18 protein-coding genes and 9 pseudogenes are annotated in these 26,554 nt (G+C 39.5%); 3 read left to right on the top strand and 24 right to left on the bottom strand.

Translation table 11 applies throughout. The features are described from left to right. Positions 1-6: 6 nt before the first annotated feature. The 8 genes and pseudogenes from JCM13188_RS02075 to JCM13188_RS02110 form a co-directional block, all read right to left on the bottom strand. The gene (locus JCM13188_RS02075; protein WP_054751777.1) at positions 7-1,566 is read right to left on the bottom strand and encodes an ABC transporter substrate-binding protein; all 1,560 of its coding nucleotides are present in this window, start codon (positions 1,564-1,566) and stop codon (positions 7-9) included. Positions 1,567-1,685: 119 nt separating this feature from the next. After that, complete coding sequence (locus JCM13188_RS02080; protein WP_054751779.1) at positions 1,686-1,910, bottom strand: serine hydrolase family protein; 225 nt, start codon at positions 1,908-1,910, stop codon at positions 1,686-1,688. Next, positions 1,895-2,629: a serine hydrolase domain-containing protein gene (locus JCM13188_RS02085; RefSeq protein ID WP_054751780.1), complete on the bottom strand. Its 735-nt coding sequence runs from the start codon at positions 2,627-2,629 to the stop codon at positions 1,895-1,897. Before JCM13188_RS02085 ends, JCM13188_RS02080 begins: the two co-directional genes overlap by 16 nt. 72 nt (positions 2,630-2,701) lie before the next feature. Further along, a pseudogene (gene murQ, locus JCM13188_RS02090) lies at positions 2,702-3,603 on the bottom strand (N-acetylmuramic acid 6-phosphate etherase). A 27-nt stretch (positions 3,604-3,630) separates the two neighbouring features. Beyond that, the gene (locus JCM13188_RS02095) at positions 3,631-4,179 is read right to left on the bottom strand and encodes an anhydro-N-acetylmuramic acid kinase (protein WP_054751782.1); all 549 of its coding nucleotides are present in this window, start codon (positions 4,177-4,179) and stop codon (positions 3,631-3,633) included. A gap of 40 nt (positions 4,180-4,219) precedes the next feature. Continuing rightward, positions 4,220-4,801, bottom strand: a complete 582-nt coding sequence (locus tag JCM13188_RS02100) for an anhydro-N-acetylmuramic acid kinase (protein ID WP_054751784.1) — start codon at positions 4,799-4,801, stop codon at positions 4,220-4,222. A gap of 163 nt (positions 4,802-4,964) precedes the next feature. Next, positions 4,965-5,837, bottom strand: a complete 873-nt coding sequence (locus JCM13188_RS02105; protein WP_054751786.1) for a MurR/RpiR family transcriptional regulator — start codon at positions 5,835-5,837, stop codon at positions 4,965-4,967. A 68-nt stretch (positions 5,838-5,905) separates the two neighbouring features. Continuing rightward, positions 5,906-6,865 (bottom strand): N-acetylglucosamine kinase, encoded by a 960-nt coding sequence (locus JCM13188_RS02110; protein ID WP_054751788.1) that lies wholly within the window; start codon positions 6,863-6,865, stop codon positions 5,906-5,908. 262 nt (positions 6,866-7,127) lie between these two features. Between JCM13188_RS02110 and JCM13188_RS02115 the strand changes: the two genes are divergently transcribed. Continuing rightward, positions 7,128-8,690 carry a SpoIID/LytB domain-containing protein gene (locus JCM13188_RS02115; protein WP_054751790.1) on the top strand — a complete coding sequence of 521 codons (1,563 nt, stop codon included), beginning with the start codon at positions 7,128-7,130 and terminating at the stop codon, positions 8,688-8,690. A gap of 1 nt (position 8,691) precedes the next feature. Here the strand turns inward: JCM13188_RS02115 and JCM13188_RS02120 are convergent, their stop codons facing one another. Next, positions 8,692-9,210: a VanZ family protein gene (locus JCM13188_RS02120; RefSeq protein ID WP_054751791.1), complete on the bottom strand. Its 519-nt coding sequence runs from the start codon at positions 9,208-9,210 to the stop codon at positions 8,692-8,694. Between the two features lie 102 nt (positions 9,211-9,312). Here JCM13188_RS02120 and JCM13188_RS02125 point away from each other — a divergent pair. Further along, positions 9,313-10,414: pseudogene (locus JCM13188_RS02125) on the top strand (M20 peptidase aminoacylase family protein). A 23-nt stretch (positions 10,415-10,437) separates the two neighbouring features. On the opposite strand, the gene proC reads toward JCM13188_RS02125, so the two are convergent. The 7 genes and pseudogenes from proC to JCM13188_RS17540 all read right to left on the bottom strand — a co-directional run bounded on the left by proC (position 10,438) and on the right by JCM13188_RS17540 (position 17,593). Beyond that, entirely contained in the window at positions 10,438-11,229 is a 792-nt protein-coding gene (gene proC / locus JCM13188_RS02130) for a pyrroline-5-carboxylate reductase (RefSeq protein ID WP_054751793.1), read from the bottom strand. Positions 11,230-11,574: 345 nt separating this feature from the next. After that, a pseudogene (locus tag JCM13188_RS21640) lies at positions 11,575-13,063 on the bottom strand (glutamate synthase subunit beta). Between the two features lie 129 nt (positions 13,064-13,192). Beyond that, positions 13,193-15,201 (bottom strand): annotated as a pseudogene (locus JCM13188_RS21645) (glutamate synthase-related protein); the annotation flags it as partial. Between the two features lie 80 nt (positions 15,202-15,281). Further along, a pseudogene (locus JCM13188_RS17520) lies at positions 15,282-16,105 on the bottom strand (glutamate synthase central domain-containing protein). Between the two features lie 227 nt (positions 16,106-16,332). Beyond that, a pseudogene (locus tag JCM13188_RS17530) lies at positions 16,333-16,913 on the bottom strand (class II glutamine amidotransferase domain-containing protein); the annotation flags it as partial. Continuing rightward, complete coding sequence (locus JCM13188_RS17535) at positions 16,894-17,295, bottom strand: hypothetical protein (protein ID WP_279401253.1); 402 nt, start codon at positions 17,293-17,295, stop codon at positions 16,894-16,896. The gene JCM13188_RS17535 and the pseudogene JCM13188_RS17530, both read right to left, overlap by 20 nt. Then, on the bottom strand, positions 17,258-17,593 hold the full coding sequence (locus tag JCM13188_RS17540) for a hypothetical protein (RefSeq protein WP_279401254.1): 336 nt from the start codon (positions 17,591-17,593) through the stop codon (positions 17,258-17,260). The genes JCM13188_RS17535 and JCM13188_RS17540 overlap by 38 nt, the downstream gene beginning before the upstream one ends. 256 nt (positions 17,594-17,849) lie before the next feature. Between JCM13188_RS17540 and gltC the strand changes: the two genes are divergently transcribed. Further along, complete coding sequence (gene gltC / locus JCM13188_RS02145) at positions 17,850-18,755, top strand: glutamate biosynthesis transcriptional regulator GltC (protein WP_054751795.1); 906 nt, start codon at positions 17,850-17,852, stop codon at positions 18,753-18,755. A gap of 1 nt (position 18,756) precedes the next feature. Here the strand turns inward: gltC and JCM13188_RS17545 are convergent, their stop codons facing one another. The 8 genes and pseudogenes from JCM13188_RS17545 to JCM13188_RS02180 all read right to left on the bottom strand — a co-directional run bounded on the left by JCM13188_RS17545 (position 18,757) and on the right by JCM13188_RS02180 (position 26,504). Beyond that, positions 18,757-18,909, bottom strand: coding sequence for a hypothetical protein (locus tag JCM13188_RS17545; protein WP_279401255.1), 153 nt, complete (start codon positions 18,907-18,909; stop codon positions 18,757-18,759). Positions 18,910-19,132: 223 nt separating this feature from the next. Beyond that, entirely contained in the window at positions 19,133-20,038 is a 906-nt protein-coding gene (locus JCM13188_RS02150; RefSeq protein ID WP_054751797.1) for an ABC transporter permease, read from the bottom strand. A gap of 14 nt (positions 20,039-20,052) precedes the next feature. After that, a pseudogene (locus JCM13188_RS02155) lies at positions 20,053-21,056 on the bottom strand (ABC transporter permease). A gap of 67 nt (positions 21,057-21,123) precedes the next feature. Further along, a complete protein-coding gene (locus JCM13188_RS02160) occupies positions 21,124-22,821 on the bottom strand; it encodes an ABC transporter substrate-binding protein (RefSeq protein WP_054751799.1) in 1,698 nt (565 codons plus the stop codon). Between the two features lie 53 nt (positions 22,822-22,874). After that, positions 22,875-23,845, bottom strand: a pseudogene (locus JCM13188_RS02165) (ABC transporter ATP-binding protein). Continuing rightward, positions 23,842-24,831: pseudogene (locus JCM13188_RS02170) on the bottom strand (ABC transporter ATP-binding protein). The pseudogenes JCM13188_RS02165 and JCM13188_RS02170 overlap by 4 nt, the downstream one beginning before the upstream one ends. A 620-nt stretch (positions 24,832-25,451) precedes the next feature. Beyond that, positions 25,452-25,769 carry a cytochrome-c oxidase gene (locus JCM13188_RS02175; RefSeq protein ID WP_279401256.1) on the bottom strand — a complete coding sequence of 106 codons (318 nt, stop codon included), beginning with the start codon at positions 25,767-25,769 and terminating at the stop codon, positions 25,452-25,454. 114 nt (positions 25,770-25,883) lie between these two features. Continuing rightward, positions 25,884-26,504, bottom strand: coding sequence for an AEC family transporter (locus JCM13188_RS02180; protein WP_279401257.1), 621 nt, complete (start codon positions 26,502-26,504; stop codon positions 25,884-25,886). Positions 26,505-26,554: the final 50 nt, after the last annotated feature.

The raw sequence follows: 26,554 nt of genomic DNA on the forward strand, positions 1-26,554 counted from the left end.
GATACTTCAACAATGTCTTCCCCCATCATGAGGATAAGGAGTAAAATTAACTACTGAATCTCTGACTGCTACATATTTCATTGGAGACACAAGAAATAAGTTTGGTGATAATTCTAGTAGGCGTTCTTGAGCTTTGTTGTAAATTTCCTTACGTTGTTCTTGGTCAACTGTAACCTTACCTTCTTCAACTAGAGAGTCAAACTCAGAATCAGAGAATCCCCAAACATTAGCTGAACCTTCTGTATTAAAGAAATAATTTAACGATCTGTCCGGATCAGTACCAGAACCATTTCTTCCAATAAGAACATCAGCTGATGTGTTAGACCAAGTATCTATATACTCGCCCCACTCAATTTGATTAATCTCGGCATTAACACCAATTTCTTTCCACTGTTGCTGTAATAATTGTGCCGTATCTACCATGTCAGCGTAAGTTGAAGCTGTGGTGATTGTAATGTCAAAACCGTCGGCATAACCCGCTTCTTCTAACAGAGATTTAGCTTTTTCAATATCATGCTGGTAAAGTTCGTGACTTTCAACGTCTATTGCCCAATCACCCATAGACGGTGCTACAGGTCCTGAAACAACTGCATCACCACTCCATACAATATCGGTAATGGCTTGACGGTTTGTCGCTAAACTTAGAGCCTGCCTTACTTTCGGATCATCTAGTGGTTCTGCATTTACATTAAATCCTACATAGCTATACTCTAAAGATTGATAGTCTTTCACTTCAATGTTCTCTTCATTACTGATTAGTTCAGCTGATTGCGCCGTTAAAGTGGTTAAATCAACTTCACCTGTACGAATGGCAGATAGTCTTGCTGATTCCTCTTTCATCGTATAATAAATAACTTCATCTAACTTCGGCTGCCCATCAATAAAATAATTTTCATTTTTTACTAGATTAACTCTACTATCAGCAACCCACTCTTCAAATTTAAATGGACCTGTACCAACTGCCACCTGCTGCAAGTCCCCGTTCTCTTCAATCACTTCCTGGTCAACAATAGCGGCACTTGCATTCGTTAAGTTAGATAAGAAAGTTGCATCAGGATTACTTAGATTGAACTGCACTTCATAATCCCCTACAACTTCTATACTTTCTACATTTGAAAAATAAGATGCAATATGCGATGCTGTTTCTTCTGCTAAAATTCTTTCGAAACTGTATTTAACATCTTCAGCTGTGACTTCATTTCCGTTATGGAATTGAACACCTTCACGCAATGTAAACACATAAGTCGTATCATTTGGTTGATTCCACTCTTTTGCTAAGTCAGGCACAACCTCCATGTTCTCATCAAACGAGACTAATCCACTATAAACTTGAGAGTAGATTCTAACAGATGAATGTGCAGGTGTTTTATGAGGGTCTAACCCCGCAGGCTCTTGATCATTAGCAATTTTCAGCACCTGTTCTGCATCGGTTTCTTTTGCCTCTTCTCCCTCTGTGCCTTCATTTTGCGAATCTGAATCATCATTTCCTCCCACGTTCGTACAAGCAGCTAGTACTAACACGAATAAAAGCAACACACTTACTAGTAACCCTTTACGATTAAACATCATTTTCTCCCCTTTTAATTATATAAATTCATCCATAATCGCCTTAAAGACTTCTTCACGAAAACCTTGTAAATTTTGAGGCTGTTTCGTATTTAAACGATTAGTCAGTAAAACAACATTCAATTGATGTCTGGTACTATCCAAATTGCAGTTCCCGTAAATCCTGTATGGCCCATCCCCGCTGGAAACGGTCTACCTGAATGCCAGCCTAATCCCCTTTGACCTACTTGATTTTCTAAAGACTGATTGATCAGTTCTTCGTTTAGGAAGACTTCATGGTTATAAACTCCTCCTTTCAAATATAAATCATTCAATTTAATAAGGTCCTTTACTGAACCAAACAACCCGGCATGTCCTGCTTGACCGTTAAAAAGTAATATGTATTGCCATCGTTTACTTCGCCAATGATCGGTTGATCTGTTTGACGCCATTGATTAAAGTCTAAACCCCGATTTTTGCACATGCCCATCTCTGTACGATTACCGAATTCAGTAGCGGCTATATTACTAGCGTTCAAAGGACCATAAGAAAAGTCACTACTTAGTCGTTTATTAAGATTTTGGTTCACTATTTGGTTAAGATCGGTAGAATACTCATGCTCCAACACTTTACCAAGTAACATATAGTTCAAATCACTGTACTCAACTTTTTCTCGTCCATCATGCTTGATCTCAATATCATCTAATAGTTTAAAAAAGTTTCTTTCAGGTAAATGAGTATAAAAAGGATGCCATGCTTTTATCCCTGAAGAATGAGTTAATAACTGATGAATAGTAATAGACGATAATTCCTTTTGTTGAATAGGTAAGCAATCACCTAATTGTGTTTTTAGCGATAACTTCTGATTTGTAATTAATCTAAGTATTAAGGTAGACGTGACAATTTTAGTTAAACTCGCTAAATCAAAAACCGTCTCACTAGTAACTTTTTGTGATTGATTTATATTCGTATAGCCAAGTGATTGTTCAAATACTAAATCATCATCCTTAATAACTGTACAAACGGCACCTGAGAAATACTCCCTCTCTAAATATTGATCTAGGATCGATTTCAACAATTGCATAATAACTCCCCAATTGAGCATTTGTTTTTCTACTTTTCTAAAAATTTTATTTAAAAAATAATGTGAATATACCTATCTACTATTTCCAATCGCTTCTCTTACAAAGCCTTGAGATTGTTCTAACAGTAATTTAGCCTGACTATAATCCACATTTGCGAGGATCATGACAATAGCTGGTTTTACTTTGAACCCTGTTTTTAACAGAACCTCTTCAGCCTCTTCATAGCTAACATTTGTCGCTTCATGCACGATCTTTTTACAACGTTCCTTCAACTTATAATTAGTAGCATTAACGTCTACCATTAAATTCTGGTAAACCTTCCCGTATTTAACCATGGAAGCTGTAGAAACCATGTTTAAAATCATTTATGGGCAGTAGCAGCCTTCAGTCTTGTTGATCCAGTAAGAATCTCAGGTCCCGTTATAACTTCAATAGCAATATCGGCATACTCGCTGATTTCTGAGCCCTCATTACTGGAAAGACTGATTGCTTTAGCTCCAATCTTCTGCGCATATGACAAAGCACCCTTCACATATGGAGTTCTACCACTTGCCGCAATACCAATGACGACATCGTTTTCAGTTATGCCATGTTCTTTAAGATCATGAACTCCTAGATCAAAATCATCCTCTGCCCCTTCTACTGCTACCATTAAGGCATCCATTCCACCAGCAATAATCGCCTGAACTTTTTCAGGTAACGTACTGAACGTTGGAGGACATTCAACGGCATCCAATAATCCAATTCGACCACTCGTACCTGCTCCAACATAAAACAACCTACCCTCATTAATAAAAGAATGATAGACTGCCTCAACTGTTTCCTCAATTTCAGGTAGGACTTTATTAATCGCTTTCGGAATTAATAAATCTTCTTCATTCATCAGTTGCAGGATACTATCTGTTGACATTTGATCCAATTGCTTTGATTTAGGATTATGCGTTTCTGTTGTTAATTTAGTTAGTTTTTTCATCAATAAACCTTCCTAATTAAAAATTTATTACCAAGAGATTTTTCCCATTACCACTTGCTTCTCGGCACCAGTAGCAGCTGGTAAATTATTCGGCTTTTTATTAAAGCCTAAATACCCTAGCAATGCAAAAACAATCGCTTCCTTAGCATCCATATTCATCCCAAGCTCTTGTGTAGAATGTACCGTGACATGATTCGATAATTGTTTCTCTAAATTAACTATAAGGTGCCTGTTATTCCAACCTCCACCACTAATATAAATGGATTCAATGTGATCCGTCTCTACATGATAGCGAAGCGACCTAGCTAAAGTTTGAACCGTTAACTCAGTTATAGTCGATATTCGATCTAGTTCACTAATACGTTTATCATCCGCTTCTTTCCATAACTTTTCAGCATATTCAATACCGAATTGTTCTCTTCCAGTACTCTTTGGTGGAAGTTTTGAATAATATGGGTGATTCAATAATTCATTTAACCATTCTGTATGAACTTTCCCACGGCTTGCATACTTACCATCGGGGTCAAATGATTCCTTTCCGTTTGTATACCAATTCACAAAGGCATCTATTAACATATTACCTGGTCCTGTATCGTACGCTATGACGTCTTCAGGTTTACAAGCTTTTTTTTAAAACGGTTAAGTTTGAAATACCACCGATATTAACTAGTATTCTTCCACTGTGTTCTGAACGAAGTAAAGTGTAATCTACAAACGGAACTAATGGGGCACCCTGACCGCCCACCGCAATATCCCTTGTTCTAAAGTCCCCAATGGTAGGGATACCGGTTTTCTCCGCAATAACACTAATATCCCCGATTTGTAAGGTGCTCGGTTGATGTAGAGAATCGTCTTCGTGAATGATTGGGTCATGGTAGATCGTTTGGCCATGTGAACTAATTAAATCAATGTCTTCATGACTTAACCCGGACTTTTGAATCGTGGTATTGACTGCGTTTGCAAATACATCACCTAACAACATATTCATTGATGAAATATCAGGTGATTGACTGCTCGGTTGTACGATTGACCGTAATCGCTCACTTAATTGATGACTATAAGGCACTGTAGAAAAATGTACGAGGTTAAAATCTATGTTCCCATTTTGTTCTTCAAAATCCACAATGGCTACATCAACTCCATCAAGAGATGTACCAGACATGATTCCACAGACTCTCATCCGAGTATTAGTCTCCATTAAACAGATTCCCCTTTTATGTAAGCGCTATAATTATAATATTAATTGAATTAAAATAAAAATCAATATTATCAGTAAATTAATAAAATAAATATTTCATGATTCTACAAAAATAAAAACACTCAAAATCAGGATGGCCCCGTTATCGAGTGTTTTGATATTTTTATTTCTTCTTTTTCACTTTATTTTGTAAATCTCTAATAGCTGTACGTGTTGAGTCTAAATAATCGACTGTTTGTTCATAAGATTTAGAAGCTAAGCACATAAACAAAATATCTATAACGTGGAGCTGAGCTAATCGAGATGATGTTGCTCCACTTCTAAATGAAGCTTCCTTTGTTGCTGAAGTATATAAATTAATGTCCGCTTGATCCGCAACCATTGAGCGTCCATATTTAGTTAAACTGATGGTCTTGGCTCCTTGAGAATTAGCAATCTCAAGAATTTTAGCTACTTCATGTGTCTCACCGGAGAAAGAAATTCCAAATACAATATCTCTCTCATCCGTATTCGCCACTGCAGTTGCGGCCATATGTAAATCTGTTAAAACAAATGCTGCACGGTTAATCCTTATTAACTTTTGATAAGCATCAATGGCAGGAATACTTGAAGCCCCAACGCCAAAAATGTAAATTCGATTGCCTTCTAACAAAGCATTTACCGCCTGATTTAAGCTATCTGTGTCTATTAAATCAGCTGTCTCTTGAATCGTTTGTACACTATTTAATGTAACCTTTTCTATCGTAGTCGTGTGAGGCTCATTAGGTTCAATGTCTCTAAATTCCATCACGTCATTACGCTGAAGGTCTCCTGCTACGCGTAATTTTAACTCCTGAAAACCTTTTAATTTTAGTGATTTACACAATCGAATGACAGCCGCACTACTTGTTTCGCTTTCTTTTCCGAGCTCAGTTGCTGTCATATTAATGGCTTTCTCAGGATAATCTAGAATAAATTGAGCAATTTTCCGTTCAGAAGGAGGAAGTTTACTTTTCATTTCATTTAACATAAAGATTCCTGCATTGGTACGTCCCATATTCAAATTTCCTTTCTACGTTTTATATGATCATTAATTTTACTATCCACAATTATGCCATATCATGTTTAGTATTGTTCATTAATTCGATTAACAAACTCGTCATCTCTTTTAACACCTAATTCGTTTAATGCTGCTATGACCGCTCCAAACACTGGTTCAACCTTGATGGTTTCTAAACTAACAGGATACTTTATATGTTCCTTTAATTTCGGAATCATGATATCGGCACGTTTAAAAATCCCACCTGATAATATAACAGTAATGGTTTCAGCTTCTTTATTACGAGACTTAATAAGTGTATTAATTGAATGCGCAATATCTTTAGAAATTGAATGTATGATTTCGTTAGCAATAGAATCACCATCAGCGGCGCATTCAAATGTTAAGGGACTAATTTCTGCAACCTTCACCCTATGATTCGGCGCATTGTAAATAACTTTAACTAATTCTGGCACTTCTTCACAATTAAAATGCTTAAGCAGTCGAGGGGTTAAAGATGTTACAGAACCTCTTCCATCAAAACTTTGAAAAACAGCTGCTAGTGATGCTTCACCAATGGCAAAACCACTTCCTAAATCATCAAATAAATAGCCCCATCCACCCACACGATCAATTTTATTATTAAATAAAGACAATGTGATGGAACCTGTCCCAGAAATATGTACAATACCGTCTTCTCCAAGTGTCCCCGCATATAGAGCGTTAATGGCATCGTTATTCATAACCACTTGCATTTGAGAATTTTCACATTGACAGGCAAAAAGACCTTTTAATAAGTTATAATTTTTGGTCTCACCGATCCCAGACATACCGGCAAAGCATAACTTACAGGCATTAAATTGTTTTAGAGCTTGTTTTTCTAATTCGTTAAAAATATAGTTTATGGTTTCGGCCAATTCTTCTTTCATCATTGCATTGGGGTTACTTGGGCCTGTTGTTACTGAAGCATATACGTTACCAAACTCATCGGCTAATATCGCTTTTGTTTTTGTTCCTCCACCGTCAATTCCAATCACATACGTCATTAATCTCACACTTTCTGAAGTATTAACTCTATTATAATTACTTGACATAATAATTTAAATACTTTTATTTTTATTAAAAATTAATTTCAATTAACCTATCTCAAAAGCTATATTATTTTAGCACTACGTTAATAGTATAAATTTGTAAATCTATCATTCTAAACTATTATTTTATGATTGATAGTTTAATTTTGAAAGGTTTTTTCAGTCTTTAATCAAATATTGTAGAAGAAAATACTTTTTTGTAAAAGGAGTGATTGCTTTGAATCGCTTGCTAAAGGTTATCATGTTTTCACTAGTTCTAAGCGCTTTAATATCAGTAAGTATATTGACCATAACAGCAGAAGAGCAAGATCCTGATATTCGGATTGGTGTTGTTCCTAATGCCGAACAACTGACAATTGGTGGTGAAGGAAATTTTTCTGTGATTAATAAGGAAACAGGTGAGGTCATCTTCTCTGGAACAGATGACCATGTCCTAGCAGAACTGGATTCGACTGGCACCATCCAATCAAATTACCGTCTACAAGTATCTTGGACAACTTCTGAATCATCTAAGAATAACTGGGTAGAAGCAGCTCAGGCTGAGGGTTATGCTACCTACGTTGAAGATTACAATGGTGGATGGAGACTTTTTATCGGTGAATTTGCACCTGATGCCCCGTGGAGTGACCGTAATGATTTTCGAAACGAAGTCATTGACAAAGGACTAGCCGGCACAGACTCATTCTGGAAGGTTGTAACTATAAATGAAGGAAATTCATCTGTTAAATTAACCTTTCAAAATGAAACTGTGAACTTGGAAAATGCCGTTGTTTTACAATCTGATGATGGAATTGTTTCAATTAATGGTACACGTTACCGCGGTCTAGCTGAAGTAGGGTTTAACTCATCAGGTACATTGGCTGGAATTAACGAATTACCAGTTGAGGAATACTTAAAAGGTGTTGTTCCTAGAGAACTCCCTCCAGTTCCATATGGAGAGTTAGAAGCACAAAAATCACAAGCTATTGCAGCACGCACTTACACATTTGCTAACTTAGGTAAACGTAGTTCTGATGGATATGATCTATTGCCAACAACCTCTGACCAAGTTTACGGAGGCTATGATGCAGAGCACCCAATCTCATCACAGGCCATTGAAGAGACTAAAGGGGTCGTTGCAACCTATAATGACAATCTTATTACGGCCGTTTATCATTCAACAAGTGGTGGGTTTACGGCTAATAATGAAGATGTTTGGAGCTCAGGAGCTGTAGAATATTTAAGAGGAGTGCCAGATTCTGAGCGTGGTGAAGCACCCGAAAATGTTCCAGATCTATCTGTATTCAAAAATGCCGCAAATTCAACTTCTCTTCGCGCAGTTAAGAATGGAGATTTTGAATCTGATTGGTCTAAATATCACCGTTGGAACTTTGAGTGGTCGTCTGAAGAAATCTCTCAAGTATTAAGTGGTTACTATAATACCGATGTTGGAGAAGTTTACGAGATTAATGTACTCGAACGCTCAGACTCAGGTCGTGTGTTAGAAATAGAATATGTGACTGAAAACGGCACTTTCTATGAATATAAAGATCGTGTTCGTTGGTCGTTACCTTATATCACTGCAGATGGTATCGAACGTATTTTATTAAGTACGTTATTTTATATCGAACCTGTTCAACATGATGATGGCACTGTCGGGTTTAAAGCTTACGGTGGCGGCTGGGGCCATGGAGTTGGCTTATCGCAAACCGGCGCTGTCGGTATGGCTGAAAAAGGTTCTTCCTATGAAGATATATTAAAACATTACTATCAAGGCATTGAGCTTGATACACTATATTAATTCAAAAAGCTCGGGAGTGAACGCCCGAGCTTCTATAATCTTTCTTTTTAAAATATAAAAAAAATAATGCAACAAATATTCCTACCAATCCACCAAATGCATCAATAGCGACGTCACCATAATAGGGCGTACGTCCAGGTGAAAAGCTTTGACTCAGTTCATCAGAAATCGCAAAATGAATCAGCAAGAAGTATGTCATGGCAATCTGGATAAACCTCTTAGAATCTAGTATTTTTAAAACCGCTACGTAGATTAAAAGGGCCAAAATAAAATACACGCCAAAATGAGCGAGTTTTCGAATTAGAAATTCTACGAATGGCTCGAGACCCATAACTTCCACGCTTCTAGTTGAATGATAATAAGTGAATTCAATTTTCTCTAAAAAAGGTCTTAAAGTTTCTAGAGGGAGATATTGAGATAGAAAAGGCTCCATCTCCTGCTCGTCCGCTGACTGGCTAGAAAACCCGAAGATCACCCCCACCCATACTAGAGGTAGCCCCCACCATTTAAGTTCCTTCATGTTTGATCATCCTAACTTTTTCCTAGAACCTATTATAAAAGATTGAAACGGCTTTTGCAGTGTGCTAATCTTTTTAAAAATCAGATTATATTTTTAAAGGAGATGTTCACCATGATTTCCATTCAGGACGTTTTCAATCACTTACATACTCATGCTGAAATTAGCTGGGAAGAGTACGAAACAACTAACTATATTAAAAAACTGCTAGAATCTGAAGGGGTGCAGCAGGTGAGGACATTTCCTGATATCCCTGGCTTAGTCGCTGAGATTGGTTCAGGTAAACCCGTTGTTGCTGTCAGAGCAGATATGGATGCGTTATGGCAAGAAGTGGATGGTGAATTTAAGGCGAATCACTCATGCGGACACGATGCGCATATGACGATTACAATTGGTACTTTACTATCGCTGAAGGATCAGCCTTTACACGGAACTGTGCGTTTTCTGTTCCAGCCTGCTGAAGAAAAAGGTAATGGGGCTTTAACGTTCGTGAGTCAAGGTCTAGTCGATGATGTTGACTACTTATATGGCATGCACTTAAGACCAGCAGAGGAGTTAACGTGCGGCGAGTTTTCGCCTGTGATTAAACACGGTGCGGCTCGGTTTATTTTGGTGAAATTAATGGTGATGACGCTCACGGCGCAAGACCACATTTAAATTCTAATGCGATCAACGTGGCAACCGAATTAAACAATCATATCTGTGGTATAGGCATTAACCCGATGGTTCCTCATTCAATCAAAATGACTCAGTTAATGGCTGGCGGAAAAATGCCAATATTATTCCTGGAAATGCAAAGTTTTCGGTTGATTTAAGAGCTCAAACAAATGAGGGAATGGAAGCCCTTGATTTGCAGCTTAGAAAAGCATGCAATACGTTAGCGAATTTTTACGACGTCGAAATTAACCTGTCAATCGGGGCTGATGTCGCCGCATCCGTGACAAACGATGATGCGACCGAAAAGATGAGCGAAGGAATTATTGCTGCAGCTGGCAAGGAAAAATTAAAAGAACCGATCGTCACAACAGGCGGAGACGATTTTCACTTTTATACGATTAAACGACCTCATTTAAAAGCTACCATGCTCGGAATAGGTTGCGATTTGAAGCCTGGATTACACCACCCGGATATGACGTTTGATTTTGATGTCATTCCGAAGTCGGTTGAGGTTATGACTCAGACGGTCTTAAACACATTAAACCCCTAAGGCGAGTACCTTAGGGGGTTGGATTACTTTTTAAAACAAGCATCAATTGCTTTAATGACGGAACCTCTGAAACCATCTTCTTCTAAGGATGCCAAAGCACGAATAGTCGTGCCGTTTGGCGTTGTGACATGATCTTTCAGTTCACCAGGATGAAGTCCGGTTTCCATGACCATTTTAGCAGCGCCGTACACTGCTTGTGTCGCAAGTTCGTAGGCTAATTCACGCGGAATGCCCTGCCTAACTGCCCCATCTGCCATCGCCTCGATAAAGACATAAACGTAAGCAGGAGATGATCCACTAACTGCCGTAACAGCATTCATGAGGTCTTCTTTAACCATTTCGGCTTTTCCGTAACTAGAGAACAGTTCCTGCAGTTCTTCTAGATCTTGATTCGTGACGTTATCATTTGGACAATACGCGGTCATACCTTCTCCAACGAAAGATGGCGTGTTGGGCATTGTTCGCACCACTTTCGTGTATTTTGAGAACAAGTTTTCCATTTCATTAAGTGTTACACCGACCGCAATAGTTACAATAATTGTGTCCTTATTAACATGAGTACGGACTTCTTCAATCACATCTGGATAAGCATACGGTTTTACAGCTAAATAGAGCACATCACTTTCAGCCGCTACTTTCTTATTATCGCTACCCATTTCGATACCGAACCGATCGGTTACATAGTTGATCGTTTTGTCGGTAACAGCCGTCGCTTGGATCTGTTCGGGCGAATAACCACCGTAAGTAATCATGCCATTAATAATTGATTGTGCCATTTTCCCACACCCGATAAATCCTATGGTACGGATTGCCATGCCACACACCCCTTTCGTAAAATGAATTTTAATTTAATTGATATCATACCTTTATTGTACCCAAATGCCAAGTGTTACTAATAAGTTCAAACTTGAAAAATTATTTTGTCTTATAAGTTAGTTTGTCTTCTTAGGATCCCTGTTCGTATCTCGGAGACTTTTGTTCGCATTCCAATGGCTTATGTTCGCATTAGGCCGACTTTTGTCCGTATTCCGCCGAATTCTGTTCGCATTTCTCTGACTTCGGTCCGTATTCCAGTTACTTCTGTCCGTATGCCGCTAATTTCTGCTCATATATTCGAAAAAAGCTGAATGGATCACCTAATCCATTCAGCTTACACTAATTTAAACAACTTGCTTAGATTCTTTTTTAGATAAAAATTGATCGACCTGCTCTGCGACTTCGCGTCCTTCTCGGATAGCCCATACGACTAGGCTTTGCCCGCGACGTGCGTCACCAGCAGCATAAATGCCTTCTTCCGACGTGCGGTAATCATTCATACCGTCTACCGTCCAAATACGGCCACGCTCATCTGTCTTAAGTCCAAAGTGCTCAAGTACTTCTTGCTCTGGTCCTAAAAATCCGATGGCAATGAGTACTAGGTCTGCTTCCCAAACTTGTTCCGTTCCTGGGATTTCTTTTGTGACTAACTTACCATCTTCATAGACCTTCTCGACATTAAGTGTATGAAGAGCCGTAACTTGACCATCGTCGTTCTGTTCAAACTTCTGAGTTAAAATTTCATATTTACGAGGGTCTTCTCCAAGTGCTTCTAATCCTTCCTTGTACCCGTAATCCAATTTAAATGTCATTGGAAACTCTGGCCAAGGATTGTCATCCGTACGGTCTTCAGGGCTTGCAGGGTGCTTACCGAACTGAACAACACGATTAGCGTTCTGGCGCAAGGCCGTCGCCACACAGTCAGCACCTGTATCACCTCCACCAATTACGATAACATTTTTTACCTTCTGCTGTAATTGGTGTATCTTTTGGATCTGTTTCTAAAGCTTCTGTGGCAGCAGTTAAATATTCCATCGCAAAATGGATGCCTTGGCTGTCACGATTCTCAATAGGTGTATCGCGTGGGTCTTGTGCACCCGTGCACATAATCACTGCATCGTACTCACGGTTTAGTTCTTCTCGCGTAATATCTACGCCAACCTCAGTATTACAAGTGAATTCAATTCCTGATTTCTTCATCACATCTATGCGTCGGTCAACCGTTTCTTTATCCAATTTCATATTCGGAATACCGTACATTAGTAAGCCACCTGGGCGATCATCACGTTCAAAAATGGTTACGCGATGGCCCATTTCATTAAGCTGATCAGCTGCCGCTAAACCTGCAGGGCCTGATCCTACGACCGCTACATGCTGACCTGTACGGTTTTCAGGCACTTTCGCCTCAACCCAGTTGTTATCAAAACCACGCTCGATAATCTCATTTTCAATCGATTTAATCGTAACGGGGTCATCGTTAATTGCAAGAGTACAAGACCCTTCACAAGGTGCGGGGCAAACTCGGCCGGTAAACTCTGGGAAGTTATTCGTCTCTTCTAAACGACGTAAGGCCTCTTCCCAGTTTTCTTCACTGACAAGCTCATTCCATTCAGGAATAAAATTGTTCACAGGACAGCCGACATATGCACCGTCCCACTCAGCTCCTGTATGGCAAAAAGGCGTCCCGCAATCCATACAGCGTGAGCTTTGTTCCTTTAGATCTTGGTCACTAAATCGAATGACGTATTCTTCCCAGCTCTTTATACGTTCAATGGGATCACGGACGTCTTGGTCTTTACGGTTGAAGTCCATAAAACCTTTTAAATAACCCATATGCCTTCTCCCTCCTTTGGTGTTAATTTACTGAACTACTTTCTCTTGTTCTTTTTCCTTTGTGAGCATCGCTTTATATTCTTCTGGGATGACTTTCACAAACTGCTTAACCGATGCTTCCCAGTTGTTTAAAATATGCTTCGCTCGCTTACTACCTGTATATTTCACATGTTTCGTCAGCATCTCTTTTAATTCATTAATTTCATCGTGATCGTCTAATCGTTCAAATAACACTAGTTCACGGTTACACTTTTTCTTAATTTCTTTTTCATCACTGGCCCAAATATATGCAATACCACCTGACATACCAGCAGCAAAGTTCTTACCAATGCCGCCGAGGACAGCTACACGTCCACCAGTCATATACTCACAGCCGTTATCCCCAACACCTTCTACGACAGCGTGAACGCCACTGTTACGAACCGCAAAACGCTCACCAGCTCCACCATTAATATAAGCTTCACCGCTAGTGGCACCAAATAAAGCAACGTTACCAATAATAACTTCTTCCATTCGGTGAAGTGCGGATGGTAAATTAGGCTGAAAAATAATCTTACCGCCTGATAAGCCTTTACCGACGTAATCATTTCCGTCACCTTTAACGCGCATTGTCACACCTTGCGGAACAAAAGCGCCAAAGCTTTGACCAGCTGAACCTGTAAAACGTAAATCAATCGTATCCTCAGGCAATCCTTCTTCACCAAAACGTTTCGATACTTCAAAGCCTAACGTCGTTCCAACTGTACGATTCGTATTTTCGATTGGTAAATCAAGTTCAACCTTCTCACCACGCTCTAATGCCGTTTCAACCTTTGGAATAATGACAGTCTTATCTAAATGGCCGTCATTATACTCATTAATATGAACACGTTCACGGCTTAACCATGCCGCATCCGTATGATGTAAAATTGGTTCAAGGTTTAACTGGCGGGCTTTTGGATGAGCTTCTTTCTTGTGACTAACTTTAAGAAGCTCAGTGCGTCCTATAAGTTCATCTAGCGTACGAACGCCTAATTTTGCCATAATCTCACGCATTTCTTCTGCGACAAAACGCATGTAATTCACCACGTGATCAGCATTACCTTCAAACTTTTTACGAAGTTCTGGATTCTGCGTTGCAATTCCAACAGGGCACGTATCTAAATGACAGGCACGCATTAAAATACAGCCTAAAATAACCATTGGCGCTGTCGAAAAGCCGTATTCCTCAGCTCCGAGTAATGCTGCTTTAACCACGTCCCTACCTGTCATCATTTTACCGTCTGTCTCAAGGCGCACACGTTCTCTTAGTCCATTTAAAACGAGCGTTTGGTGAGCTTCAGATAAACCTAGCTCCCACGCAGTCCAGCGTGACGGATACTCGTTTTTGGTGATGCACCTGTACCACCTTCATAACCACTAATTAAAATGACATCTGCTTTACCTTTTGCAACACCTGCTGCAATCGTGCCTACACCTGATTTCGCAACGAGTTTAACGTTTAGTCTCGCTTCAGGGTTGGCGTGTTTTAAGTCATAAATAAGCTGTGCTAAATCTTCAATTGAATAAATGTCATGGTGTGGCGGTGGTGAAATTAACCCTACACCAGGCGTCGATTTACGAACTTTCGCAATCCAAGGGTGTACCTTTTTACCTGGCAAGTGACCACCTTCACCTGGCTTAGCCCCTTGCGCCATTTTAATTTGAACTTCATCGGCATTCGTTAAATAATAACTCGTTACACCGAAACGACCTGATGCCACCTGTTTAATCGCACTACGTCTAAAGTCTCCGTTTTCATCTGGTGTAAAACGGTCCGGGTCTTCTCCGCCTTCACCGCTATTACTTTTACCACCAATTCGGTTCATCGCGATTGCTAACGTCTCATGCGCTTCTTTACTTAAGGCACCATATGACATCGCACCTGTTTTAAACCTTTTCCAAATGTCTTCGGCTGATTCTACTTCTTCAATTGGAATCGAATTTGTTTCATCATAATCAAAATCTAATAAATCACGTAAAAACGTTACTTTTTCGTTTTCAACTAGATCTGAGAACTTCTCATACATTGTTTTACTGTTCATTCTTGCAGCGTGCTGAAGTGTATGAATGGTTCTCGGATTAAATGAGTGATGTTCCCCATCATGACGCCACTGCATGTCACCACCTGATGGTAAGGTCTTGCGATGACTGTTGTAGGCAAGTTCATGACGAGTGAGTGATTCTTCTGCAATCGTCTCTAAACCAATTCCACCAATTTTAGATGACGACCCGTAAAATATTTATTCATCAATTCTTCATCAATACCGATGGCTTCAAATGTTTGTGCTCCGCGGTAGCTTTGAATCGTTGAGATCCCCATCTTAGACATAACTTTAACAATACCAGACGTTGCCGCTTCACGATAACGCTCGATTGCCTGTTCATAAGTGAAGTTCTCAGCAAACTGATCGTCAACTAGCTTCTCAATCGTACGATAAGCCAAGTATGGGTAAATCATATCTGCCCCGAACCCTATTAAGGTCGAGAATTGGTGCACATCTCTCGCTTCAGCCGTCTCAACAATAATACTTGCTTTCGTTCGCAACCCTTTACGTACTAAATAATGGTGAAGCCCACTCGTCACAAGTAAGGACGGTATGGCTACCCTCTCTTCAGAGGTGTCACGATCGTTCAGCACAATCATTGAAACACCCTGATTAATTGCCGTTTCAACCTGCTTAAATAATGATTCAAGCGCTGATTCTAACCCGTGCGTACCACGTGATACGGGGTAAGTAATCGAAAACCTTTCAAAGCGAAAGTCACTACGACTGTTATGCACAACTGCGTCAAACTCTTGTTTTTCAAAATCGGTGTATAAAGACGAATTCTTCGGCAATGCTCTGGTCCATCGTCTAAGAAATTATGTCTCGGCCCTAGATAAGATGTCGTCGATGTGACTCCTTTCTCACGAATCGCATCAATCGGCGGGTTCGTGACCTGCGCAAACAGCTGTTTAAAATAGTTGAACAAAAGCTGAGGCTGTTCCGATAACACTGCAAGCGGCGTATCGTTACCCATCGACCCGATTGGATCTTTTGTTCTGTCACCATCGGCAGGATATTTTTCATCGTTTCTTCTTTTGTGTAACCATTCGCAAGCTGAAATTTGAGTAAGGTCTCTTCATCTAATTCTTCGCTCGATTCTGTAAAAACAGGACCTTTTAACTGAACTAAGGAATCATTTAACCATTCACGATAAGGAAACTTGTTTGCAATGTTCCTTTTTATATCTTCATTAAATAATACTTGGTGTTTTTCTAAATCAACATAGATCATCTCACCTGGAGCAAGGCGACCTTTTCGAACAATCTTTTCAGGTTCAATGTCAACCACGCCCACTTCAGAAGATAAAACGATCCGGTTATCCTCTGTCATGTAAAAACGTGCTGGACGCAAACCGTTACGGTCAAGTGATGCGCCGATTTGCTTACCATTCGTATAAGCAATCGCTGTTGGTCCATCCCAAGGTTCCATAATCGTACTTAAATACTCAAAGCAAGCACGCTCCGGGTCTTCATTTGTTCATTTAAATCCCAAGCTTCAGGGACCATCATCATTGCGGTTTGTGACATGCTGCGTCCATTCATCACTAAATATTCAAATGCCTGGTCTAACATACCAGAGTCACTTGATGATTCATCGATGATAGGTAAAAGGTCTTTATGACGTTCTCCATAAACCGTTGAAATCGCAGCTGTTTCACGCGCTTTCATCCAGTTAACGTTACCTGTAATCGTATTGATCTCACCATTGTGCATCACCATACGGTTCGGGTGAGCACGTTCCCAAGATGGGAATGTGTTGGTACTATAACGAGAGTGAACCATACCAAATGACGTTAGCTAATGGATCTTTTAAGTCTAAATAAAACTCATCCATCTGTTCTGGCACTAGCATACCTTTGTAAACCACAATTTCTGGAGAAAGACTTGCAAAATAAAATGGTCCTTCTTTGAACCCCTGTAAGCTTGAAATGCGGCGTTCAATTATGCGGCGAATTAAATATAACGATTGATTAAATTTCTCTGTTGAATAAGTCGATTCTGGCTTTTTAATAAACACCTGTTTAATATAAGGCATCGTAGATTTTGCCGTGTCTGATAACATCGATTCATCAACCGGCACATCACGCCAACCAATTAAGTCATGATTCTCCTCTTCAATAACCTCATTAACAATCTCTTCTGCCTTGTTTCTTAAAACGTTCATTTTGAGGAAGAAAAAGCATTCCTACAGCATACTCGCCTTGCTTAGGCAATAATTCGTTCCACGTTTTTCGATATAATTCATCTGGAATTTGCATCATAATCCCTGCACCGTCACCTGTGCTAGGGTCAGACCCACGTCCTCCGCGGTGTTCAAGTCGACAAAGGATCGTAATGGCATCTTCAATCATCTGATGTGATGGTTTATTATCTATATTGGCAATAAAACCAATACCACATGCGTCACTTTCGTGTTTCGGATCATATAATCCCTGCTTTTCAGGAAGTCCTGTGCGTATCATACATCTTCATCCTTTCTTTCTGATTGTGGCTATGTTAAACCCCGTTTTACGAGAAAATTATGTTTTGACTTAATTAACAACTTAAGTGGATTAAAATAATGAGGTCATTTCAGTGGATTCAGGAACAGTTCGAAAAAGTTATAAAAATGCGACAAATAGCTATTCTAATCGTATAATTTTTCTGTTATGCTATCAATATATATATTCGATAGAATCAATCTCATTTTGAGATATAGCGCTTACAAGGACTGATATAATGGAACTTAGACAAATTAAATATTTCATAAAAGTTGCAGAATTAGAACACGTTAGTGAAGCAGCAGCTGAACTGCACGTTGCTCAATCGGCAGTTAGTAGACAAATTGCCAACTTAGAAGATGAGTTAGGGGTTAAGTTATTTTTAAGAGGTGGCAGGCGAATACGCTTAACACCTGTTGGAGAAATCTTTCTTGAACGAGTGAAAAGTGCCATGAATGAATTCGACAAAGCTGAGCGTGAAATATATGAATACTTAAACCCTGAGGCCGGTACGATTCGTCTTGGATTTCCAACAAGTTTGGCTGCTAAAACATTACCAAATGTCATCTCAGCTTTTAGAAAAGAACATCCACAAATCGGGTTCCAGCTTCAACAAGGGACAGTTAAGGAACTTTCTGAAGCCGTGGTTCAAGGACATATCGATATTGCATTCGTCTCCCCTGTCCCCTCAAGTGACCCGCAGCTTGATGGGCATATCTTTTTTACTGAAAAAATGATGGCCTTATTATCAAAACAGCACGAGCTAGCAACAGAGCCTTACTTAAGGCTTGATCAGCTTAGGCATGAACAGTTCGTCTTGTTTAGACAAGGGTACATTATTCGCGATATTGTCATGAAAGCTTGCGCTCAGGTTGGATTTCAGCCGAGAATTGCGTTTGAAGGAGAGGATGTCGATACACTCAAAGGTTTAGTATCAGCAGGGTTAGGGGTGAGCGTTTTACCTGAGATCACGCTAACGGATATGCCGATGCGTGATACGAAGGCAATTGAGATTGTGGAGCCTGATGTATCAAGAACAGTTGGGATTGTGCTTCCGACCAACCGTACCCTCGCCCCATCAGAGAAAGTTTTCTTTGAATTTCTCGAAACCTATTATAATAAGTTAAACCAATTTGGGTATTAGATTACTTCGATGACCTTCTTTCAAATAATAGCCCAACGATTAAACCTAATAATATATTCGTAATAATGATCGGATTAATAGGGTCATAAGCCATTAAGAAAATCCATGATAATACGCCAGATACGAGACCCATTAATAATGTAAGATAAGACATGTTTAAATACTCCTTCTTGATGTTTAAGATGATTATATTTTACCATTTCTCAAGAGATTGGCCATAGACATGGTTTCACCGCTTGCGATTTTTGTATTAGATAATAAAACTAAAAATTAGATAATAAACTCATAGTCATTGTACAATAACTATAACCTCTTAACCAAAATAAAGACCCAAGCTAAACGTCACCGTTCTAGTTTGGGCCTTTTTTATGAACCTATTAACTTTTCATCTTCGGATCCAGAGCATCACGCAAACCGTCTCCCATTAAGTTAAACCCTAACACAGTCAGCATAATTGCTAAACCTGGGAAAATCATCGTCCATGGAGCAGAAACGATATATTGCTGCGATTCACTTAACATCATTCCCCAGTCCACTTTTGGCGGCTGCGTTCCTAACCCTAGGAAACTTAATGCAGCAATTTCAATAATAGCTGTTGCAATCGCAAGCGTCCCTTGAACCACCACTGGCGTAATGCTATTAGGAATAATATGTTTAAATAATATACGCCTGTCGTTCATGCCGACAGCCCGTGCTGCGGTAATAAATTCTTCTTCTTTTACACTTAAAACTCTGGAGCGAATTAAACGTCCAAAATTCGGTACGTTAATAATCGCAATCGCAATTAAAGCGTTTTGTAAAGTTGGTTCAAGAATCGTTACAATCGCAATCGCAAGTAGAATACTAGGAAACGCTAGTAAGACATCGAATATACGAGAAATTAACGTATCCACCCAGCGACCGTAGTAGGCTGCAATAACCCCTAGCAAACTACCGACAATAATCGATCCAAATACTGCAGCAAACCCACCTGTTAGTGAAATTCTAGCACCGTGAATAATACGAGATAAAATGTCTCTACCAAAATCATCTGTCCCAAGCCAATGATCACTTGAAGGCGGCTGAAGCCTGTCGACTAATTGACCAGATGAATGGCTATAAGGTGTTAACCATGGAGCAAATATTGCCATGATTGTAAAGATCAATACAATAATCGTTCCAGTAACGGCTATTTTATTCTTTTTAAAATTCCTCCAGGCATCTTTCCAAGGAGAAGCAGGCTGCGTGACAGCTTGTTGATTTTTTACTTTTACAGTATCTTTCTTTACTTCAGTTTGTGGCATGACTTCTCCTCCCCCTAGTTGTATTTAATCCTTGGATCTACTAAGGCATAAAGTAAGTCCACAATAAGGTTGATAAATACAAAGATTGTTGCAACTACTAATATACCTGACTGTATAACTGGATAGTCTCTTGCTAATATCGCGTTATAAATATAAGTCCCTAAACCAGGCCATCCGAAAATAGTTTCGGTTAAAATTGCCCCACCAAGTAATAACCCTGCTTGAAGCCCAATAACCGTCATAACAGGAATGATGGCATTTTTTAAAGCATGTTTATAGACAACAATAAAACCTTTAACACCTTTTGCTTTAGCCGTTCTAATATAATCCGATTTCATGACATCTAACATACTCGACCTAGTGATGCGGGCGATAATTGCCATAGGAATCGTCGCTAAAGCTACACTCGGTAACACAAGATGACTCAATACGTCCTTAAATTGCCCCCATTCACCTTGTATAAGCGTATCTATAAAATAGATGTGGGTGATGGGATCTATTTGCGTCGCTGCATTGGTCCGGCTTGTTGATGGTAGCCACCCTAACTCAACAGAGAAAACATACTGCTCTAGTAATCCTAACCAGAATACCGGCATAGATACACCAACTAATGCTAACACCATAACGGCATAGTCTAGCATTCTATTATGAAACCAGGCACTGATTATACCAGCATTAACCCCGATAAATATCGCAATTCCCATTGCCACAATGGTCAGTTCGACCGTCGCCATTAAGTGTGGAAACAACTCTGAAGCGATGGCGCGATTCGTCTCAATAGATATTCCAAAATCCCCTGTTAAAAGACCACCAACATACTCAAAATATTGAGTATACCAAGGCTGATCCAATCCTAAGTGCCTTTCCATTTCAGCGATCGCTCTGGAGATGCACGCTGTCCTAATTTAATTTGTGCTGGATTACCTGGAATTAAGTAAATAATTGAAAATACGAAGACACTCATACCAAACAGAACGGGAATTAACATGAATAACCTTCGTAATATATATGATGTCATGTTGCCCATACACCTCCTATGTTGAATAATGCATATGTATAAGATAAGGGAGTGTTAAAACACCCCCTTATTCCAAGTCAAACTTATTTTTCTCAACATTTGTTACAGCTTCAGAGCCTGTTGCGTGCGGAACATATCCTTCAATGTTTGAACCAACAGCAACTACTGGTGTTGAGTGTACAAGTGGAACCCATGGTGCATCTTCATTTACAACTTCTTGAGCTTCTTTATAAATCTCAATACGTTCTTGTTCATCTGTAATACGCTGAGCTTCTAATAACATCTCGTTATACTCTTCGTTTTCGTAATCTGTGTAGTTACTACCACTACCGATTCCTAATAGCGTGTGTAAGAAGTTATCAGCATCACCGTTATCTCCAGTCCAACCTAATAAGAATGCATCAAAGTCACCAGCGTCAGCTTTTTCGATGTAAGTACCCCAGTCAATTGTTTGAAGGTTAGCCGTTACACCAATTTCTGCAAAGCTTTGGCGTAGTACTTCAGCAATTTTCTGTCCTTCTGGAATGTAAGGACGAGGAACTGGCATATACCATAAATCGAATTCAAATCCGTCGCCATAACCAGCTTCTTCAAGTAGCTGCTTCGCTTTTTCTAGATCATACTCATAGCCTTCTAAACTGTCATTATATCCAGCGATACTTGGAGGCATATAAGTTGTAGCTGGTTCTGCTTGACCATAATAGAACGCATCAATTAAGTCTTTTTTAGGTACCGCATGACTTAATGCCTTACGAACCTTTACGTCTTGTAATGGATTATCGCGTCCCATTGTGAACCCTAAGTACCCAATGTTCATCGATGGACGCTCTAATACTTTAACGTCTGGATTTTCCTTAATATCTGCTACTTCTGACGGGTTAACGCCATCTACAACGTCAACTTCACCGTTTTTAAGAGCGTTTAGACGAGCTGTGTTATCAGGAATAACTGTATAGATTACTTTATCTAACTTAGGTAATCCATCTCTCCAGTATTCGCCATTTTTCTCTAACACGATTTGCTGATCCGGCTTCCACTCTACGAACTTAAATGGACCCGTACCAACTGGGTTAGAAGTATAATCTTCACCATGTTCTTCAATCGCTTCAGGGCTAGACATTCCGAATGGACTCATAGATAAGTTCTTTAAGAACGTCGCCTGTGGTTTATTTAGCTTGAATTCAACTGTATAATCATCAACAGCTTCAACAGACTTAATCACGGCTCCATCTTCCCCTTTAAAACCACCAAACATCGTGAAGTAAGGGAATTGACCAGCATCACCGTTCATCCAACGTTCAAAGTTAAAAACAACATCTTCAGCATTAAAGTCTGTGCCATCATGGAATTTAACGCCTTCTTCTAAGAAGAATTTATACGTTAAACCATCATCAGAAACTTCCCAATCATGTGCTAACGATGGTACGACTTCAGTACTATCTTCAGCAAATGTTACTAATCCTTCAAAAATATTTTCAGTAACACGGAACGTTTCACCTTCAGTCGTTGTGATTGGATCTAACGCTGTAGAGTCCCCACCACGTGCATAAACTAACGTGTTACTATCTCCTGCAGCACTCTCACCTTCAGTTGATTCGCCTTCTGAAGATTCACCCTCTGATTCGCTTTCAGATTCAGTGCCCTCTTCACTACCTTCTTCTGGCTGTTCTTCCGTTTCGCCTGATTCGCCGCCGCTACAACCTGCAACAGCTACAGCTAAAAAGGCAGCCATCAATAACATTAATAGCCAAGATTTTTTGACCATGTGCTTTATTCCCCCTTATGAATAATTAAAATATATTTCATTAATCGCTAGAATCATTCATATAAATGACAAGCGACGTAATGACCAGATTCTTTCTCCTCAAAAGCAGGCCTTACTTCCTTACACACATCCATTGCAAATGGACATCTTGTGTGGAATGCGCAGCCTTTTGGCGGATTAGAAGGACTCGGAATTTCACCGCCAATAACATCTTCATCCTCAACTTCAAGTTCTGGGTCTGGAATAGGCACTGAACTTAACAATGCCTTCGTATATGGGTGAAGCGGATTGTCATACAGTTCATCTACATCTGTAAGCTCCACTAAACGCCCTAAATACATAACTCCAACTCGATCGCTAATGTGACGCACAACACCTAAGTCGTGTGCGATGAAAATATAAGTTAAGTTAAATTTCTCTTGTAGGTCTTTTAATAGATTTAAAACCTGTGATTGAATCGAAACGTCTAATGCCGACACTGGCTCGTCTGCAATAATTAACTTCGGACGAGTCATTAGTGCCCTCGCAATCCCAATTCTTTGACGCTGCCCGCCACTAAATTGGTGTGGGTAACGCTTAGCATGATATTCATCCAGACCTACAACCTCAAGAATCTCTTTAACCATTTGTCTGCGTTCTTTCTTATCACCGATCTTATGTACAATTAACGGCTCTTCTAAGATTTTCTCAACGGTTTGCCTTGGGTTTAAAGAAGCTAATGGGTCTTGGAAAATGAGCTGCATTTCCCTTCTAAGCTTTTTCATTTCAACATCTGATAGGTTCTGAACCTCTTGATTTTCAAAAGATATAGTGCCTTCGGTAGCTTCTAGTAATCTTAATAACAAGCGGCCCGTTGTCGACTTACCACAACCCGATTCACCGACTAAACCAAGTGTTTCCCCTTGCTTAACCTCAAAGGAAACACCATCGACCGCTTTAACCTCTCCTACTTTTCTACCAAATACACCGCCTGTGATAGGAAAATACTTTTTAGATTTTTAACTTCCATTAATGTTTCCGTCATGATTGTTCCCCCTCTTCATCAAGCAAGAAACAACGTGCTGTATGATTTGGATCTTTTGTTTCGTATAATTCAGGATTTTCTTCAAAACAGCGATCAAAGGCGAATTCACACCTCGGTGCAAATCGACACCCTGCTTTGATTGAGCCAGGTTTAGGTACGTTACCTGGAATAGAATATAAATGGCTAACTCTGTTTCTGATGTCAGGAATCGAAGCAAGAAGACCTTTTGTGTATGGATGCTGAGGATTGTTAAAACCGTTTTAACATCCGCTTCTTCGACCACTTTTCCTGAATACATGACTGTTACCCTGTCGCAAACCTCTGCGACTACACCTAAATCATGGGTAATCATAATAATCGCCATGTTTAGCTTTTCATTTAACTCTTTCATTAATTTTAATATTTGCTTTTGAATCGTCACATCTAAAGCTGTAGTCGGCTCATCTGCGATTAATACTTTAGGGTCACACATAAGCGCCATCGCAATCATGACTCTTTGTCTCATACCACCTGATAATTGGTGTGGATAATCATCTAACAGCTCTTCAGCTCGTGGTAATCCAACTAGCTTTAATTTATCGATTGCTCTCTGACGTGCTTCTTTTTACTAATCCTTTTGTGTGTCAGTAATGCTTCAACTAGTTGATCTCCAATTCGGAACAATGGATTTAACGATGTCATGGGTTCCTGGAATATCATTGCAATGTCATTACCACGCAACTTACGCATCCTTTTTCAGAAGCATGGACTAAATTTTCGCCATTAAACAAAATCTCACCACCGACGATCTTTCCTGGTGGCTTTGGAATTAACCCCATGACTGAAAGGGAGGTAACACTTTTTCCGCATCCGGACTCTCCGACAATTCCGAGAATCTCCCCTTCTCTTACGAAAAAGTCAACATCATCAACAGCTGGCACTTCACCATCATCTGTAAAAAAAGATGTTCTTAACCCTTTTACCTTAAGCTCATAATCTTTCAGCATATTGATCCGCCTTTCTCTCTATCGATGCCTCAGGCTATGTATTCACTAAAACATATAAGGCTTATCCTAACCGTGGGCAAAGCCATTTTGTTAATAAAATATGTACAAATTCACAATAAAAAGAATTTAGTGAAAATTCATATGTTTGTGATTATAAATATTATAAAAAATATTCTGTAATTGTCAATATAATTATGTCTTAAATATAGGCTAAATTAATTATTTAACTCCTAGTTTGATGTTAATACCTAAGCTCACACGCAATTAAAAAAGATTAAAAAAGACATATGACTAAATCATCATATGTCTTTTCCAAACTAGATATTCATTTAATTTAATTCTGTAAATACTTATATGCGGACAAAAATCATGCCATGGAGACTGTTCATGGTCTCATGCGATCAATTCTCCTCGTAATACAAACAAAACTCTGCTCCAATACAAACACTTTCACCAAGAATACGGACAATTAACACGAAAATACGAACACTATACCACAAAATGCAGACAAAACTCTCACTAATGCGAACAAAACTCACAAAATTGTGGACACTCACCTCATCACGAGTACACCCCTCAAATATAATGAAAAAACTAGCCTCTCCGGCTAGTTTTTACCATTAATCTCTCACATTAACAAACACGTTGATTAGGAATAAGATGACACCGAGCACTACAGCGTAGGACATCATCATTCCAAATGCGACGAACCCTGCAAATTCAGCTCCTTGAATATACTGAGCTAGGGCAATCATCATAAGTGGTAACCCGATAGTATGAAGCCAGAAATGGGTTTTTGCCATCCAGCTCCCAGCTGCTTTTGGATATAATTTATAGATGACGGCAGCTAAAGCAAATGATACCCAGCCAATAAGATTAATATGCACATGTACGCCTGTGAGCGCGTAGTCATGTGCTTGAGACATGTATTGCCCCATCAAAACGCCTACTAAAAAATATAAGACCGAAAGCCTAAACATCCATACGACCATGCAATTCACCTTCTCTCATAAGGTTTTAAACTAATTCATCTTATGAAAGAAAGTTCCATTTTATACTAAAAATATGAGTAATACGGACAGGGACACAATGCTTAATAATGTCGTCACTAACGTTACACTTGAAACAAGATCAGGCCTTGATCTGAATTCCAATGCAAACATCGTAGTGGTCGCAGCTGTCGGCATGGCAGCTAAGATAATTAATACTTTTCCTAGTAAATCCGACACTGGTAACAACATCACACAAACCCACGCAATCACAGGCATGATGATCAGTTTGATGGCTGTACCTAAAGCTACTTTTCCAGTTTCAAACTGTTTAAATTTAATGTTCGCAAGCTGCATCCCTAACACAATCATCATAAGTGGCAACGCGACTGCTGCCATGAAATCGACCATTTCAACGACGCGCGAGTGCAAGTTAACACCTGTAAAATTAAGGCCAAGCGCCACGATAATCGCATAAGTTGCAGGCATTTTGAACACTGAATAAACGGCGTATCGAATCTCATAATTGCCTCTAGAAGCATAATAGACGCCAAATGCATTCATGATAATGGTCTGAACAGCCATAAATAAGATCGCATACCTAAAAGCCTCTTCTCCTAAAGCAAATAGTACAATCGGCGTTCCGTAATTTCCTGAATTCATAAAAGCAGTTGCTAAGATCATGCCACTTTCTTCGCTGCGTTCCCATTTATTAATCAAAGCAAATAATTTAG

The sequence above is a fragment of the Piscibacillus salipiscarius JCM 13188 genome (genome assembly GCF_001311865.1).
Lineage (GTDB): Bacteria > Bacillota > Bacilli > Bacillales > Alkalibacillaceae > Piscibacillus > Piscibacillus salipiscarius.

Excerpts from the sequence above, each read along its gene's own strand:
- JCM13188_RS02150 (WP_054751797.1), bottom strand. The coding sequence starts at position 20,038 with ATGCCACAAACTGAAGTAAAGAAAGATACTGTAAAAGTAAAAAATCAA.
- proC (WP_054751793.1), bottom strand. The coding sequence starts at position 11,229 with ATGGCAATCCGTACCATAGGATTTATCGGGTGTGGGAAAATGGCACAA.
- JCM13188_RS02110 (WP_054751788.1), bottom strand. The coding sequence starts at position 6,865 with ATGACGTATGTGATTGGAATTGACGGTGGAGGAACAAAAACAAAAGCG.
- JCM13188_RS02100 (WP_054751784.1), bottom strand. The coding sequence starts at position 4,801 with ATGGAGACTAATACTCGGATGAGAGTCTGTGGAATCATGTCTGGTACA.
- JCM13188_RS02075 (WP_054751777.1), bottom strand. The coding sequence starts at position 1,566 with ATGTTTAATCGTAAAGGGTTACTAGTAAGTGTGTTGCTTTTATTCGTG.
- JCM13188_RS02095 (WP_054751782.1), bottom strand. The coding sequence starts at position 4,179 with ATGTTAATAGATGCCTTTGTGAATTGGTATACAAACGGAAAGGAATCA.
- JCM13188_RS02175 (WP_279401256.1), bottom strand. The coding sequence starts at position 25,769 with ATGGGGCAATACATGTCTCAAGCACATGACTACGCGCTCACAGGCGTA.
- gltC (WP_054751795.1), top strand. The coding sequence starts at position 17,850 with ATGGAACTTAGACAAATTAAATATTTCATAAAAGTTGCAGAATTAGAA.
- JCM13188_RS02105 (WP_054751786.1), bottom strand. The coding sequence starts at position 5,837 with ATGGGACGTACCAATGCAGGAATCTTTATGTTAAATGAAATGAAAAGT.
- JCM13188_RS17535 (WP_279401253.1), bottom strand. The coding sequence starts at position 17,295 with ATGAACGTTTTAAGAAACAAGGCAGAAGAGATTGTTAATGAGGTTATT.
- JCM13188_RS17545 (WP_279401255.1), bottom strand. The coding sequence starts at position 18,909 with ATGTCTTATCTTACATTATTAATGGGTCTCGTATCTGGCGTATTATCA.
- JCM13188_RS02180 (WP_279401257.1), bottom strand. The coding sequence starts at position 26,504 with ATGATCTTAGCAACTGCTTTTATGAATTCAGGAAATTACGGAACGCCG.
- JCM13188_RS17540 (WP_279401254.1), bottom strand. The coding sequence starts at position 17,593 with ATGATACGCACAGGACTTCCTGAAAAGCAGGGATTATATGATCCGAAA.
- JCM13188_RS02120 (WP_054751791.1), bottom strand. The coding sequence starts at position 9,210 with ATGAAGGAACTTAAATGGTGGGGGCTACCTCTAGTATGGGTGGGGGTG.
- JCM13188_RS02085 (WP_054751780.1), bottom strand. The coding sequence starts at position 2,629 with ATGCAATTGTTGAAATCGATCCTAGATCAATATTTAGAGAGGGAGTAT.
- JCM13188_RS02160 (WP_054751799.1), bottom strand. The coding sequence starts at position 22,821 with ATGGTCAAAAAATCTTGGCTATTAATGTTATTGATGGCTGCCTTTTTA.